Source organism: Kerstersia sp. (assembly GCF_052103615.1).
GTDB lineage: Bacteria > Pseudomonadota > Gammaproteobacteria > Burkholderiales > Burkholderiaceae_B > Kerstersia.
The window spans coordinates 25,354-40,063 of the sequence record NZ_JBQEKA010000011.1; the positions used below are offsets into that span (position 1 = coordinate 25,354).

A 14,710-nucleotide genomic window follows, 5' to 3' on the forward strand; every position below is an offset into this window, starting at 1 on the left:
AGGGGGCGAATGACCTGGCATATTACTGCCCTCCGGGGCCGGGCGCCTTGCCCGCAAACGGCCGCTGCCGCCCGTCAGGCGGCAGCGGGGGCGCGGCTCAGCGCGGCAGCTGGGTGTGGCCCATCAGCCAGGTATCCACGGAACGGGCGCATTGGCGGCCTTCGCGGATGGCCCAGACGATCAGGGACTGGCCGCGGCGGATATCCCCGGCTGCGAACACGCCTTCCACACTGGTGTGGTAGTCCTCGGTATTGGCGCGCGTGTTGCCGCGGTTATCGCTATCGACGCCAAAGGCCTGGAGCACGGCGGCGACTGGCGAGATAAAGCCCATGGCCAGCAGCACCAGGTCAGCCGGCAGTTCCATACGGGAATCGGGAATTTCGCGCATGCGCAACTGGCCGGTGATGGGGTCGGGCGTCCATTCGGTGCGGACGGCGATCAGCTTGCGCACATGGCCGTCTTCGTCGCCCTCGAAGGACTGGCTGAGAATGGCCCAATCGCGCTCGCAGCCTTCCAGGTGCGAGGTGGAGGTGCGCAGCTTGGCGGGCCAGTAGGGCCAGGTCATGGCCTTGTTCTCATGCTCGGGCGGCTGGGGCAGCAATTCAATCTGGGTCACGCTGGCCGCGCCCTGGCGGATGCTGGTGCCGACGCAATCCGAGCCGGTGTCGCCGCCGCCGATGACGATGACATGTTTGTTGCCCGCCAGGACTTGATCCAACTGGCGGTCGCCTGCCACGGCCTTATTCTGCTGGCGCAGGAAGTCCATGGCGAACATGACGCCATCGAGCTCGCGTCCGGGGATGGGCAGGTCGCGCGGGTTTTCAGCGCCGCCCGCCAGGATCACGGCATCGTACTCTTCGCGCAGCGAGGCCGGTGTGCGTATCGTCAGGCCTTGCGCCGCTGCGGCATCGGGCGAGCCGATGTAAGTGGAGGGGCGGAAGGACACGCCCTCGGCTTCCATTTGCGCGATGCGGCGGTCGATCAGGTGCTTTTCCAGTTTGAAATCGGGAATGCCATAGCGCATCAGCCCGCCGATGCGGTCGCTTTTCTCGAACACCGTGACGGCATGGCCGGCACGCGCCAGTTGTTGCGCGCACGCCAGTCCGGCCGGGCCGGAGCCAACGATGGCGATGTGTTTGCCGGTGCGGCGTTGCGGTATTTGCGGCGCGATCCAGCCTTCTTCCCAGCCGCGGTCGATGATGGCATGTTCGATGGACTTGATGCCGACGGCGTCGTTATTGATATTCAGCGTACAGGCGGCTTCGCAGGGCGCGGGGCAGATGCGGCCTGTCACTTCCGGGAAGTTGTTGGTCGAATGCAGCACGCTGAGCGCCTGGCGCCATTTGCCGTTGTAAACCAGGTCATTCCAGTCGGGGATGATGTTGTTGACCGGACAGCCGTTGTTACAGAAGGGCACGCCGCAGTCCATGCAGCGCGCCGCCTGCTGGCGGGATTGTTCCTCATTGAGGAACAGGACGAATTCCTTCCAGTGGCGGATGCGCTTGGAGGCCGGCTGCATCGTTTCCTGGAGGCGGGGGTATTCAAGAAAACCGGTGGTTTTTCCCATGATGATTCCTTTGTCGCCGGGGCTCAGGCCAGCTGCGGCTCGGCCGGTTCGGCCTGGTACATGGCCTGCAGGGCGCGGCGGTATTCGATGGGCATGACTTTGACAAACTTGCCCAGTGTGTTGTCCCAGTCGGCCAGGATGTCGCGGCCGCGCTGGCTGCCGGTGTGCTGGACATGCGCGCTGATGAGCTGGCGCAGCAGTTTGTCATCGGTGATGCGTTCGCCGTTGCGCGTCATGTTGACCCAGGTTTCGGGGCCTCCCTGCGCTTCCTGTTCTAGGGTGGGCAGCACGGGTTCGAGCTCGACCATGGCGGTATTGCAGTGCTGGCGCAATTGATTGTCCGGGTCCCAGACGTAGGCCACGCCGCCGGACATGCCAGCCGCGAAGTTGCGCCCGGTCTGGCCCAGCACGACGACAGTGCCGCCGGTCATGTATTCGCAGCCGTGGTTGCCCACGCCCTCGACGACGGTGACCGCGCCTGAGTTGCGCACGGCAAAGCGCTCGCCCGCGACGCCGTTGAAATAGGCTTCGCCTGCCAGCGCGCCATACAGCACGGTGTTGCCGGCGATGATGTGTTCGGTGCCTTTGCCATTGAAGTCGTTGGGGCTGCGCACGATGATGCGGCCGCCAGACAGGCCTTTGCCGACATAGTCATTGGCTTCGCCGACGAGGTCCAGGGTAATGCCATGGGCCAGGAAGGCGGCGAAACTCTGGCCTGCGGTGCCGTTGCACTGGATGCGTATGGTGTCGCCGGGCAGCCCGTCATGGCCGTAGCGGCGGGCGACTTCACCGGACAGCATGGCGCCTATGGTGCGGTTGCGGTTGCGTACCGGCGTCATGAAGGCAACCGGCGTGCCGTGTTCCAGCGCGGCACGGCTGCGTTCGATGAGTTGCAGGTCGAGCGCGCCTTCCAGCTCGTGGTCCTGCTCTTCTTCGTGGCGGCGCGCGCCTGCCATCGCAGGCTGATGGAAAATGCGGGTGAAATCCAGGCCGCGGGCTTTCCAGTGGTCGAGCGCCGTCCGGATATCGAGCAGGTCGGTGCGGCCTATCATTTCTTCAAAGCGGCGCAAGCCCAGCTGCGCCATGAGCTCACGCACTTCTTCGGCGATGAAGAAGAAGTAATTCACGACATGTTCGGGGCGGCCCTGGAATTTGGCGCGCAGCACCGGGTCTTGTGTCGCCACGCCGACCGGACAGGTGTTCAGGTGGCATTTGCGCATCATGATGCAGCCTTCCACCACCAGCGGCGCCGTCGCGAAGCCGAATTCATCCGCGCCCAGCAGCGCGCCGATGACCACATCCCGGCCGGTTTTCATCTGGCCGTCCGCCTGCACGCGCACGCGGCCGCGCAACTGGTTCAGCACCAGGGTCTGCTGGGCTTCGGACAGGCCCAGTTCCCAGGGCGAACCGGCATGCTTGATGGACGACAGCGGCGAGGCGCCGGTGCCGCCGTCGTGGCCCGCAATGACGATATGGTCGGCCTTGGCCTTGGCGACACCGGCGGCAATCGTGCCCACGCCGCTTTCAGCCACCAGCTTGACCGAGATGGAGGCGCGCGGATTGACGTTTTTCAGGTCATGGATGAGCTGCGCCAGATCCTCGATGGAATAGATGTCATGGTGCGGCGGGGGCGAAATCAGGCCCACGCCAGGCACGGAAAAACGCAGCTGGGCGATATATTCGGACACTTTGTCGCCGGGCAGCTGGCCGCCCTCGCCGGGCTTGGCGCCCTGCGCCATCTTGATCTGAATCTGGTCGGCGCTGATGAGGTATTCCGCCGAGACGCCGAAGCGGCCCGATGCCACCTGCTTGATACGCGAACGCAGCGAATCGCCAGCTTGCAGCGGCACATCGGCGGCAATACGCTCCGCGCCCAGCACCGATGCCAGGGTCGCACCCTCGCGGATACCGCTGTCGCCGGTGCGCAGTTCATTACGGTAGCGCAGGGCATCCTCGCCGCCTTCGCCGGTGTTGGATTTGCCGCCGATGCGGTTCATGGCGGCAGCCAGAACCGCATGGGCTTCAGTGGAAATCGACCCCAGCGACATGGCGCCGGTGGCAAAGCGCTTGACGATTTCACTGGCGGGTTCCACTTCTTCCAGCGGAATGGCGTGCGCCGGATCGACCTTGAACGAGAACAGGCCGCGCAGCGTCATCTGCCGCTTGGTCTGGTCGTTGATGATCTGCGCGTATTCCTTGTAGGTGCGGTAGTTATTGGAACGGGTGGAGTGCTGCAGGCGCGCAATCGCGTCAGGCGTCCACATGTGTTCCTCGCCGCGGATGCGGAAGGCATATTCCCCGCCGGCATCCAGGTTGTCGGCCAGCACAGGGTCGCTGCTGAAAGCGGCCTGGTGCTGGCGCAGGGCTTCTTCGGCGATTTCGAAAATGCCCATGCCTTCAATGGCGCTGAAGGTGCCGGTAAAGTATTTGTTCGTGACGGTGCTGCTCAGGCCTATGCATTCGAAGATCTGCGCGCCGCAGTAAGACATATAGGTCGAGATGCCCATCTTGGACATGGTCTTGCTCAGGCCCTTGCCTACTGCCTTGATGTAATGGGTGATGGCCTTTTCAGGCTGGTCTGCCGTAGCGGCCAGCGTTTGCAGCGTCAGGAACGGGTGCACGGCTTCGGCGCCATAGCCGCCCAGCAAGGCGAAATGATGGATTTCGCGGGCGCTGCCGGTTTCCACGACCAGGCCGGTGCGGGTGCGCAGGCCGGTGCGTATCAGGTGCTGATGAATGGCGGAGGTGGCCAGCAGCGCCGGAATGGCGACATGCTGGGCATCGACCTTGCGGTCGCTCAGAATAAGGATGTTGTACCCGCTTTGCACCGCATCGACGGCGCGCGCGCACAGCGCAGCCACGCGCGCTTCAATGCCTTCGCGGCCCCAGGCCACCGGATAGGTGATGTCGATCTCGAAGCTGCGGAATTTATCGCGTGTCAGGTTGCCGATGTCGCGGATGACCCGCATGGCATTGGCGTCGAGGACAGGCTGGGAAATTTCCAGGCGTTGCGGCGGGTTGACGTTGTTGATGTCCAGCAGATTGGGCTTGGGGCCGATAAAGGACACCAGTGACATGACCATCTGTTCGCGGATGGGGTCTATGGGCGGGTTGGTGACCTGCGCGAACAGCTGGCGGAAATAGTTGTAGAACGACTTTGGCCGCTGCGACAGCACGGCCAGCGGCGAATCGTTGCCCATGGAGCCGATGGCTTCTTCGCCCTTGGCGGCCATGGGGCCGACGATGAATTTGAGATCTTCCTGGGTCCAGCCGAAGGCTTGCTGGCGGTCCAGCAGCGAGGTGTCCTCGCCATTGGGCAGGACGGGCGCGGCCTGGGGGCGCGGCAGGGATTCCAGTTTGACGCGCAGGCGCTCGATCCACTGGCGGTAGGGATGGGAATTGGCGATCTGGGTCTTGATATCGGCGTCGTCGATGATGCGGCCGCGTTCCAGGTCGATGAGGAACATTTTCCCCGGTTGCAGGCGCCACTTTTTGATGACGCGATTTTCCGGGACTGACAGCGTGCCAGCTTCGGAGGCCAGAATCACGAGGTCGTCGTCGGTGATCAGATAGCGCGCCGGGCGCAGGCCGTTGCGGTCCAGCATGGCGCCGATCTGGCGGCCATCGGTAAAGACCATGGCTGCCGGGCCGTCCCAGGGCTCCATCAGGGCGGCGTGGTACTCATAGAAGGCGCGCAGGCTTTCATCCATGTGGGCATGCTGTTCCCAGGCCTCCGGGATCATGATCATCATGGCGTGGGCCAGCGAATAGCCCGACATCACCAGCAATTCCAGGCAGTTGTCGAAGGTCGCCGTGTCGGATTGGCCTTCATAGACAATCGGGTAGAGTTTGCGCAGGTCGTCGCCCAGCACGGCGGACTGCATGGCGCCTTCGCGGGCGCGCAGCCAGTTGAAGTTGCCTTTGACCGTATTGATCTCGCCATTGTGGGCGATCATGCGGTAGGGGTGGGCCAGCGGCCAGGCCGGGAAGGTATTGGTCGAGAACCGCTGGTGCACCAGCGCCAGCGCGGAGACGGCACGGGTATCGGCCAGGTCCAGATAGTAGGTGCCGACCTGATCGGCCAGGAGCAGGCCCTTGTAAACGATAGTGCGGGCCGAGGCGGACGGGACGAAATACTCTTTGCCGTGGGCCAGCTGCATTTTCTGGATGGCATGGCTGGCGGTCTTGCGGATGACGTACAGCTTGCGTTCGAGCGCGTCGGGCACCATGACGTTTTCACCGCGGCCGACAAACAGCTGGCGGATGACGGGTTCATGGGCGCGCACGGTCGGCGAGGCCAGCAGTTCATGGTCCACCGGGACATCACGCCAGCCAAGCACGACTTGCCCTTCGGCGCGTACCGAGCGTTCCAGCTCCTGTTCACAGGCCAGGCGCGACGCGGTTTCCTTGGGCAGAAAGACCATCACGACGCCATATTCGCCTGGCGGGGGCAGAATGATGCCGTGCTGGGCCATGTCGGCCCGGTACAGGGAATCGGGAATCTGGATCAGAATGCCTGCGCCGTCGCCCATCTGCTTGTCCGCGCCAGTCGCGCCGCGGTGATCCAGGTTTTCCAGGATCTTCAGGCCTTGCTGAATGACAGCGTGGCTTTTGCGGCCTTTGATATGGGCGACAAAGCCCACGCCACAGGCGTCGTGTTCAAGGTCGGGGCGATACAGGCCCTGAGGTGCCGGCAGGCCGATGCGGGAGGTATCGACGACGGACGCCGGGGGGCTACAGAACTCGCGAGGGCGGAGGGTCATGGCGGCATTCCAAAAAAGGGCCGGGTGGCTTGAAATGTTCCCGGTATCAACAAAATACCGCGCTATTTCCATCACATACAACAAAAATAAATAGGGACGGATTTGTACTTAAAATAGTCTTTTAGCAGGGAATAAAAATGGGGACAAAGTTATTTTGTCTTGACGGGGCAGAGATGCACCAAAATAGTGCGTCTAAATAAGAGTGAGTATTGATGCGCGCCAGAATGCACCGGTTTGATGCAAGGCTGGACGGAAATGGTGCGCAGCGACCGCGGCGGTGAGGCAATAGGCCGTCGTGGCATTGCAACGGGTGTTTTGGCGCATCCGTTGAGTGCAGGCGTGCAGCGCCTGATAGGCCCGCGCGGCGGGGGCAGACGGGTGGAATCAGGGGAATCAGGCCGCGGGCGTTTTTCGCGGCCTGCCGCGCTTGCCGGGCTGGACGCGCCGGCTGGCGGTGCCTGCCAGGCGTTCCAGGAACGCCGCATCCCCCAAGGCCCATTGTCCTTGCAGGGCTGCTGTGATGCGGCTTTCCTGTTCGCGGCTCAGGCCTTCTTGCAGCAAGTGGCGGTAAGCCGCCTGCCGGTCAAAGGGGGTATTGCCGCAGCGCCAGTAATCGGGGTGATTATGCAGCCAGGCAGGGGAGGGAATCAGGTAGCCGGTATGGGCGCGGGCGGAAGACCAGGGCCAGGCTTCGGCGTCGGGCGCCAGCCGGGCCGCCACGGGCCGGCTTTCCAGCCAGGCCAGGACAGGCAAGACCCAGAGCCCGGGCTGCACCAGCGCACAGCGGTAGCGGCCATTGAAGACCGCGCCTGCCATTTGCCGGCTGGCCAGTTTGCGCCCCAGCGCCTGCATCATGCGCGCCAGGCTGTCTGCCTTGGCAGGGGTGCTCAGGCACAGCAGCCGGTCCGGCAGCAAACACCAGCCATGCAGCGTTACGCCATGCTGCAGGGAGGTTTCCGCCAGCCACTGCTGTATGGCATCGAACATGCCTGCGTCCAGGCTGCCGCCGGATTCCTGTAAAGGATTGGTCAGCTCGGCCTGGGCCAGCTGGGGCGTATCGGGAGCATACAGGCGGGGGAGTCGGGCCATGGAGGCGAGCGCGAGGACTGTTGGGGTTGTGGCGGAGCGGTCATGGAAATGACAGGACGCGCGCTTATGATAAACCATGGAGGCTGGAACTTTTTCATCCGTCTGGCTTCTAACTGGCACTCACTAATGGAGAGTGCTAACATCAATACGCATATTCTGAATCATGCTGTCGCAATCTGTGGCAAGACCATGCCGCCGGCGCCGGTAGCCAGCAGCACAGTAGGAGCGACCCCAATGAACACGAGTCTGACCCAATTTTCTGCATCCGCTGCGGCCTCCACCTCGCAGGCGCTGGCCTTGGCGGTTGCCAATCCCGGTGCCTTGGGCACGCTGGATGCTTACATCGGCGCGGTCAACCGCCTGCCGGTGCTTTCGCCTGAACAGGAAACCGATCTGGCGCGCCGTTTGCGCGACCAGGGTGATCTGGACGCTGCGCGCGACCTGGTGTTGTCGCATCTGCGCCTGGTCGTGTCGGTGTCGCGCCAGTACATGGGCTATGGCCTGCCCCAGGCAGATTTGATCCAAGAAGGCAATGTCGGTCTGATGAAGGCCGTGAAGCGTTTCGATCCGGAGCGCGGTGTGCGCCTGGTGTCTTTTGCGGTGCACTGGATCAAGGCGGAAATCCATGAATTCATCATCCGCAACTGGCGGCTGGTGAAGGTTGCGACCACCAAGGCGCAACGCAAACTGTTTTTCAACCTGCGCAGCATGCGCCCGGATGGTCAAACCCTGTCGCCCGAGCAAGTGTCGGAAATCGCCAGCACGCTGAACGTGCGCGAGCAGGATGTCAGCGAGATGGAAGTGCGTCTGGCGGGCCGCGATGTGGCACTGGAAGCCCAGGACGACGACGAAGACACCTTCGCGCCGATTGCCTATCTGTCTGATGATGGCGAAGCCGAGCCCGGTCAGGTGCTGGAGCGCCGCGCCCATGAAATGTTGCAGGGCGAAGGCCTGCGCCAGGCGTTGGATGGCCTGGACGAGCGTTCACGCCGGATTGTTGAAGCGCGCTGGCTGCAGGACGATGGCGGCGCTACCCTGCACGAATTGGCGCAGGAATTTGGCGTTTCTGCTGAACGCATCCGGCAGATCGAGGCTGCGGCAATGAAAAAGTTGCGCAAGGCGCTGTCGGCCTGAGCCGTCATGCCAACACAGCGCCGGGTGTGAGGCGTTGTTGCTAGAAACTATAACGGAGAACGCCGGCCTTTGAGCCGGCGTTTTCCGTTGGCGTGATGCGTTGCGGCGCCTGGATGGCGGCTTGCGCGCCGCGCTCAGGCAAGCGCGCTGTCAGCCTGCCTGCTGCGCTTGTTGCTGCATATCGTCTAACAGCACGATCGCGGCTTCCTGGGTAATCAGGCCGGCTTCCAGCATGTCCATGATTTCCAGCGGCGCCACGGCGCGGATTTCCATGACTTCGCCGTCCTGATTGCGGGGCTGCACATGTTCGGCCAGCACGCAGCGGCTGAGCAGCACATCCTCGACCTGATAGCCTTCAGGCAGGTGATGATGAATTTGCGTCACGGTGCGCAGCGGCGTACGCCCTGCCAGGTCATCCGGTGTCAGGCCGGCTTCTTCGGCGCTTTCGCGCACCAGCGCCAGATCCAGGCTTTCGCCGCTGCTGGCCAGGCCGCCCACCAGGGTATCCCACATGCCGGGGTCGGTGTTTTTGGTCAGGGAGCGGCGCGCCAGCCAGATGCGGCCGTCTGGCGTCCAGCCATTGAGATGTACCGCCAGCGTGCGCAGCCCCAAGGGACGGGTGGCGGTACGTTCGATGCGGCCCAAAGGCGGCGAATCTGGCGCCACGCTGTAAATATCGAGCGCTTCGTCGCGCCAGCCGTGCAGGCAGCCGGCATCGCGCAAGGCCAGGGCAACGGCATCACACACATCGGCCAGCGCGGCGCTGTGCGGCGCCAATGGCATGCCAATATGCCAGACGCCGTCCGCCTCTGCCGCGAGGCCAGCGGTTTGCAGGGCCGCCATGGCCGCCGGCACAATCCAGCCGCAGCGCTGGCCGGCAATATAAAGCGGCATAGCGCCAGCAGGCGGCGGCTGCGTGATGCCTGCGTGCAGGCGTTGCGCATGGGACTGGAGACGGGCGAGGGAGGGCAGGGCGATAGGCATGCGGAGATTGTAATGCGCTGGCAGGGGCGGAGCGCCGACTTTTCATGCCGCCTGGACGGCTGGGGCAAGGGTCTTTGCTGCTTGCAACATGGTGCGACAAGACGCAAGATAAGCACGTACTTAATGTTGCGTTAAAGGCGAACTGTTAATATCCCGCCCATAGTAGAACCTTGATAGGGAGTCATGCCATGACCGCTGCAATGCCGTCTTCTTTTTTCCCGGGAATGGGTGATTTACCTGCAGATAATCCCATGCTATCAGGCATGGCCTTGATGCGTCAGGTGTGGGGCGGGATGTCCGGCGCGGGCCAGCTGGCTCAGGGCTTGCCGCTGTCGCCGACGCTGGATGCGCAGGAACTGGCACGGCGCATTGATGAATTGCGCACGGTGGAAAACTGGCTCAATCTGAATCTGTCCCTGCTGCGCAGCACGATTCAGGGGCTGGAAGTACAGCGCGCCACGATCAGTACCTTGCAGAGCTTCCTGGGCGGCACGGCGCCCGGCGCGGAAACGGCGGCCCAGCCTGTGCCGCCCGCAGCGGAACCGTCAGCGGCCGCTGGCGCCACGGGGGCTGCCGGCGCAGCTGATGAAGACCCTGCGGCGCAGGCTGCGCAGGCCTGGTGGTCGCTGCTGCAGCAGCAGTTCCAGGGCTTTGCCGCCGCAGCGTCGGCAGCCGCGGCGCCGGTACAGGCCGCCGCCGCAACGGCAAAACCAGCAGAGCCCGCCGCATCGCCTGCCGCTGCGCCCGGGAAACGGGCAGCACGGCCCGCTGCCAAGCGTGCGGCGCCCGCCAAGGCGGCAGCGCCTGCCAAGCGCGCCCGCCGTTCCTGAACCCCATCACTGACATGGGCACCACGCCAGCCAGCCTGGTGTGAGTCCCTGTGCCCCTTTTCATTTTTTGCACTCCATCTCCATGTTGAATATCGTCATTCTCGCTGCCGGTCTGGGCAAGCGTATGCAATCGAATCTTCCCAAGGTGCTGCACACTCTGGCAGGCAAGTCCATGCTGGATCATGTGCTGCACAGCGCAGCGGCCCTGTCGCCGGATCGTGTGGTCGTGGTCGTTGGGCATGGCGCGGATCAGGTCAAGGCAGCGTTCGCGCAGCGCGCGGATCTGCATTTTGCATTGCAGCAGCCCCAGCATGGCACAGGCCACGCCGTGCAGCAGGCCGTGCCCGATTTGCTGGATGGCGCGGCCGATGACACGACGCTGGTGCTGTATGGCGATGTGCCGCTGGTGCAGCCTGAAACCCTGCAGCGCCTGCTGCAAGCGCGTGGCGCCGGGGTGGCGGTATTGACGGAATTCCTGGAAGATCCCACCGGCTATGGCCGTATCGTGCGCGATGCCGAGGGCAAGGTGCAGCGCATTGTCGAGCACAAAGATGCTTCCGAGGCGGAACGCGCCATTCGCGAAGTGAATACCGGCATCCTGGCAGCGCCGACTGCGCAGCTCAAGGATTGGCTGGGCCGCCTGCGCAACGATAATGCCCAGGGCGAGTTTTACCTGACCGATATCATCGGCTTTGCGGTGGCTGACGGTGTGTCGGTGAACGCCGCGCATCCTGCGGCAGGCTGGGAGACGCTGGGCGTCAACAGTCGTGTGCAGCAGGCGCAGCTCGAACGGATCTGGCAGGGTGAGCAGGCCCGCCGCCTGCTGGAAGCCGGTGTGACGCTGGCCGACCCGGCGCGGCTGGATGTGCGGGGCAGCCTGGTTTGCGGCCGCGATGTTTTCATTGATGTCGGTTGCGTGTTCGAAGGCCAGGTTGAACTGGCGGATGGCGTGCGCATCGGCCCGAATTGCGTGCTGCGCAATGTTTCCGTGGGGGCGGGCACGGAAGTGGAAGCCTATACCCATATGGACGATGCGCAGGTCGGGGCAGAGGCCCATGTCGGTCCGTATGCGCGTCTGCGCCCGGGTACCCGGCTGGCGCAGGGCGCCAAGATCGGCAACTTCGTCGAGATCAAGAAAAGCACCATCGGCCCGAACAGCAAGGTCAACCACCTGTCTTATATTGGCGATGCCGAGATCGGCGCAGACGTCAATGTGGGCGCTGGCACGATTACCTGCAATTACGATGGCGTAAACAAGTTCAAGACCATCATCGAAGACGGTGCCTTTATCGGTTCCGACACGCAGCTGGTGGCGCCGGTGACCGTGGGCCGCGGCGCGACGGTGGGGGCGGGCACGACCCTGACGCGCGATGCCGAAGCAGATAGCCTGACCTTGTCGCGCACACCGCAGAAAACCGTGACGGGCTGGCAGCGTCCGGTGAAGAAAAACGCATAAAGAGCGCGCCGGCTGCGCCCCAGCCGGTCAGCAAGGATAAACAGAGTGAGTGTCTCCCCAGCCGTTCCCGTCCTGATGTACCACCATGTTTCGCCGGCGGTCGAGGGCTTATCCACCAGTCCTCGCCTGTTTGCCAGCCAGATGCGCTGGCTGCATGACAATGGCTGGAAAACGCTGACGGCGGCGGAATTGTGCGCCTTTCTGGTGGCAGGCCGCCCGGTGCCCAAGCGTTCCGTCGTGCTGACTTTCGATGACGGCTATCTGGATAACTGGCAGTATGCGCATCCTGTGCTGCAAGCGTATGGGTTCAGCGCCATCATGTTTGTCGTGACTGGCTGGATCGGGACTGGCGCGGCGCGGCCCTGCGCCGCTATCGACGATATCCGCCGCGATCGCCTGGCGGGCTTCGAGCGGTGGTCGCATGCGGAATGCAAGCGCCTGATTGCAGCAGGCGAGACAGATCGCGTCATTGTGCGCCAAAGCGAAGTGGACGCCATGCGCAGCGCCGGTACCTTTGAATTCCATTCGCATACGCACACCCATACCCGATGGGATAAGGTGTCAGCGACGGCAGAGGAAAAACGCGCTGGCCTGGCGCGGGACCTGCAAGCCCAGCGCGCTTACTTCGAGACGCATATGGGCGGGGCGACCGAGCATCTGTGCTGGCCGCAAGGCTACTTCGATGAGGATTATCTCGATGTCGCGCGCCAGGCTGGGTTTTCGGTGTTCTACACCACCAAGAGCCATGGCTATAACACCATCGGCAGCGGGACGGATTCGATCTGGCGGGTATCGGTACGCAACCGCGGCGGGCGCCTGTTCGGGCTGCGGGTCAGGCTGGCCATGCCGGATTGGCTGGGACGGCTCTACAACCGCTGGAAAGGCTGAGCACGCGCCGCCGTCTCCGCACTGCCCTCAGGCTAATGCGCCCAGGGCAGATGTCTTCAGCGCTGCGCGGGGTCTGCCGGCTTGCCGGCATTTTGTTGCAGCATCAATAGCTTGGAATAGCGGAAGAAACTGCCGGTACCGCCAGCAACCGCAATGATGAGCCCTGCGCGGCCATCCAGAAAACCGCGCCGGATAATATAGGAACGGATAAAGGTCCAGATGCCGTGGCCCAGCGCACCCAGGGTGGTCGTGCGTTTGCCGCGTGCGTACATCATGCCGGCGGCGTCGCTGGAATAGCGGTTCACCTTATTGAGCAGGGCTTCCAGGCTGTCATAGGGATAATGAATGAGATGGTGGCGCAGCACGCCGGTGGCTGTCGTCGTGCAGACCAGCTTCTCATGCACTTTGGCATCCGTGAAGCGCGCGCTGCCCCGCCGGAACAAGCGCAGCACATGGTCGGGCCACCAGCCGCTATGCCGGATGGCCTGGCCGCAGAAGTACGAGAGACGCGCGACCTGGTAGGCATCCAGCGCCGGCTGGGATTGCACCAGCGCCTGGATTTCCTGGGCCATTTCCGGCGTGACGCGCTCGTCCGCGTCTATGGAAAATACCCAGTCACCGGTTGCCAGATCCAGCGCGCGATTTTTTTGCGGGCCGAATCCAGGCCAGTCGCTGGTTTCATGGACTTGTGCGCCCAGGCGCGCCGCGATATCGCGGGTATCGTCAGTGCTGCCTGAATCTACCACGATGATTTCATCGGCAAAACTGACGGATTCGAGGCAGGCGCCAATATGCTTGCTTTCGTTCTTGGTGATAAGAATGACGGAAAGCCGGGCGCGGGGGGCGGAAGCAGGCGTAGGCATCATGAGTGGCGGCGATCCAGGAGGGACTGGTAGAGATCCAGATAGTTTTGCGCCATGGTCGTCACGCTGTGCTCAGTGGTGACGTAATCGTAGGCGCGGCGGCACATTTCAGCCCGCTCGGCGGGGTGGTTCAGCACGAAATCCATGGCATCGGCCAGGGCTTGCGCATCGCGCGCAGGGCATAGCAGGCCACGGCCATCGGCCAGCCCTTCCGCCTGGCCGCCAGCATCGGTGGAGACAACCGGCACATGGCGCAGAAAGGCGTCCAGCACGGCTGTGCTCAGGCCTTCCTGTACCGATGTCAGGACAAATAGGTCCAACGCCGGGTAGATATCTTCGACATTGTCCAGAAAACCGATATGGCGGTAGTGCGCGTCCAGGCCCAGCGTCTGGACCAGTTGCTGTACGGCGGCTTGCAAAGGCCCGCCAGTGCCCATGTGCAGGAAAAGGAAGTCCTGGCGCTTGGCCTTGAGCGCAGCCAGGGCGCGAATCAGGGTTTCCGGGTCTTTTTCCCAGGTGAGCGATGCGGCGGTGCCGATCAGGCGTTTGCCGGGTACGGCATATTCTGCCTGGAAGCTGGCCAGGCGCGCGGCTTTGGCAGGATCACCGGCAGGCGGCGGCACGACGGCGCTATGGATGACGACGGGATGGGCGCCCAGGCGCTGCGGTTCCAGTGCGGCACTGGCGCTGACGGTCGCGATAGCGTCCGCATGCAGCCATTTGAAGCGGGTCATGGCGACACGCCGCTCTACCGGCATGGTGGTGCGGCGGGAGAAGACCAAGGGACGGCGGTAGATCCATTTGGTCAGTACGGCCCAGGTCAGCGACCCCGCCGTCTGGCAATGAATGACGTCATAGTGTTTGCCGTGGCGGGCAAGAAACGGCCCGATAGCGCTGCTGCGCTGCACGCCATGGCAGGTAAAACCGGCGCTGAGGGCTTGCTGCATCAAAGGCGAGCCGGCACGGGCCAGCAGTTCCGCATCGTGACCGGCTGCCCGGAATGCCTGCATGCTCAGCAGCGTTTGGCGTTCGCCGCCGCGCCAGCTTTTTTCAGTGTTGATCTGCAGAATGCGCATATCGTCGAGGATGCGGATGTAAACCGCTGATTATAGGGTTCCGGCGGCCAGCGCCTGGCT

The 14,710-nt window shown here is 63.4% G+C and carries 10 protein-coding genes; 4 read left to right on the forward strand and 6 right to left on the reverse strand.

The annotated features are described in order from the left end of the window. Positions 1–97 precede the first annotated feature (97 nt). The 3 genes from ACTJGZ_RS04815 to ACTJGZ_RS04825 all read right to left on the reverse strand — a co-directional run bounded on the left by ACTJGZ_RS04815 (position 98) and on the right by ACTJGZ_RS04825 (position 7,419). Positions 98–1,567 (reverse strand): glutamate synthase subunit beta, encoded by a 1,470-nt coding sequence (locus ACTJGZ_RS04815; protein ID WP_441661811.1) that lies wholly within the window; start codon positions 1,565–1,567, stop codon positions 98–100. A 23-nt stretch (positions 1,568–1,590) separates the two neighbouring features. After that, positions 1,591–6,330 carry a glutamate synthase-related protein gene (locus ACTJGZ_RS04820; RefSeq protein WP_441661812.1) on the reverse strand — a complete coding sequence of 1,580 codons (4,740 nt, stop codon included), beginning with the start codon at positions 6,328–6,330 and terminating at the stop codon, positions 1,591–1,593. A 393-nt stretch (positions 6,331–6,723) separates the two neighbouring features. Then, complete coding sequence (locus ACTJGZ_RS04825) at positions 6,724–7,419, reverse strand: transposase (RefSeq protein ID WP_441661813.1); 696 nt, start codon at positions 7,417–7,419, stop codon at positions 6,724–6,726. A 234-nt stretch (positions 7,420–7,653) separates the two neighbouring features. Between ACTJGZ_RS04825 and rpoH the strand changes: the two genes are divergently transcribed. After that, positions 7,654–8,553, forward strand: coding sequence for an RNA polymerase sigma factor RpoH (gene rpoH, locus ACTJGZ_RS04830; RefSeq protein ID WP_441661814.1), 900 nt, complete (start codon positions 7,654–7,656; stop codon positions 8,551–8,553). A 150-nt stretch (positions 8,554–8,703) separates the two neighbouring features. Here the strand turns inward: rpoH and ACTJGZ_RS04835 are convergent, their stop codons facing one another. Further along, positions 8,704–9,537 (reverse strand): DUF4743 domain-containing protein, encoded by an 834-nt coding sequence (locus tag ACTJGZ_RS04835; protein WP_441661815.1) that lies wholly within the window; start codon positions 9,535–9,537, stop codon positions 8,704–8,706. Between the two features lie 251 nt (positions 9,538–9,788). Between ACTJGZ_RS04835 and ACTJGZ_RS04840 the strand changes: the two genes are divergently transcribed. The 3 genes from ACTJGZ_RS04840 to ACTJGZ_RS04850 all read left to right on the forward strand — a co-directional run bounded on the left by ACTJGZ_RS04840 (position 9,789) and on the right by ACTJGZ_RS04850 (position 12,711). Beyond that, entirely contained in the window at positions 9,789–10,367 is a 579-nt protein-coding gene (locus tag ACTJGZ_RS04840; RefSeq protein WP_441661816.1) for a PhaM family polyhydroxyalkanoate granule multifunctional regulatory protein, read from the forward strand. A gap of 82 nt (positions 10,368–10,449) precedes the next feature. Beyond that, entirely contained in the window at positions 10,450–11,823 is a 1,374-nt protein-coding gene (glmU, locus tag ACTJGZ_RS04845) for a bifunctional UDP-N-acetylglucosamine diphosphorylase/glucosamine-1-phosphate N-acetyltransferase GlmU (protein WP_441661817.1), read from the forward strand. A gap of 45 nt (positions 11,824–11,868) precedes the next feature. Further along, positions 11,869–12,711, forward strand: a complete 843-nt coding sequence (locus ACTJGZ_RS04850) for a polysaccharide deacetylase family protein (RefSeq protein ID WP_441661818.1) — start codon at positions 11,869–11,871, stop codon at positions 12,709–12,711. A 56-nt stretch (positions 12,712–12,767) separates the two neighbouring features. Here ACTJGZ_RS04850 and ACTJGZ_RS04855 read toward each other — a convergent pair whose 3' ends face one another. Both ACTJGZ_RS04855 and ACTJGZ_RS04860 read right to left on the reverse strand, forming a co-directional pair. After that, positions 12,768–13,577 carry a glycosyltransferase family 2 protein gene (locus ACTJGZ_RS04855; protein WP_441661819.1) on the reverse strand — a complete coding sequence of 270 codons (810 nt, stop codon included), beginning with the start codon at positions 13,575–13,577 and terminating at the stop codon, positions 12,768–12,770. Then, positions 13,574–14,650 carry a glycosyltransferase family 4 protein gene (locus ACTJGZ_RS04860; RefSeq protein ID WP_441661820.1) on the reverse strand — a complete coding sequence of 359 codons (1,077 nt, stop codon included), beginning with the start codon at positions 14,648–14,650 and terminating at the stop codon, positions 13,574–13,576. The genes ACTJGZ_RS04855 and ACTJGZ_RS04860 overlap by 4 nt, the downstream gene beginning before the upstream one ends. Positions 14,651–14,710: the final 60 nt, after the last annotated feature.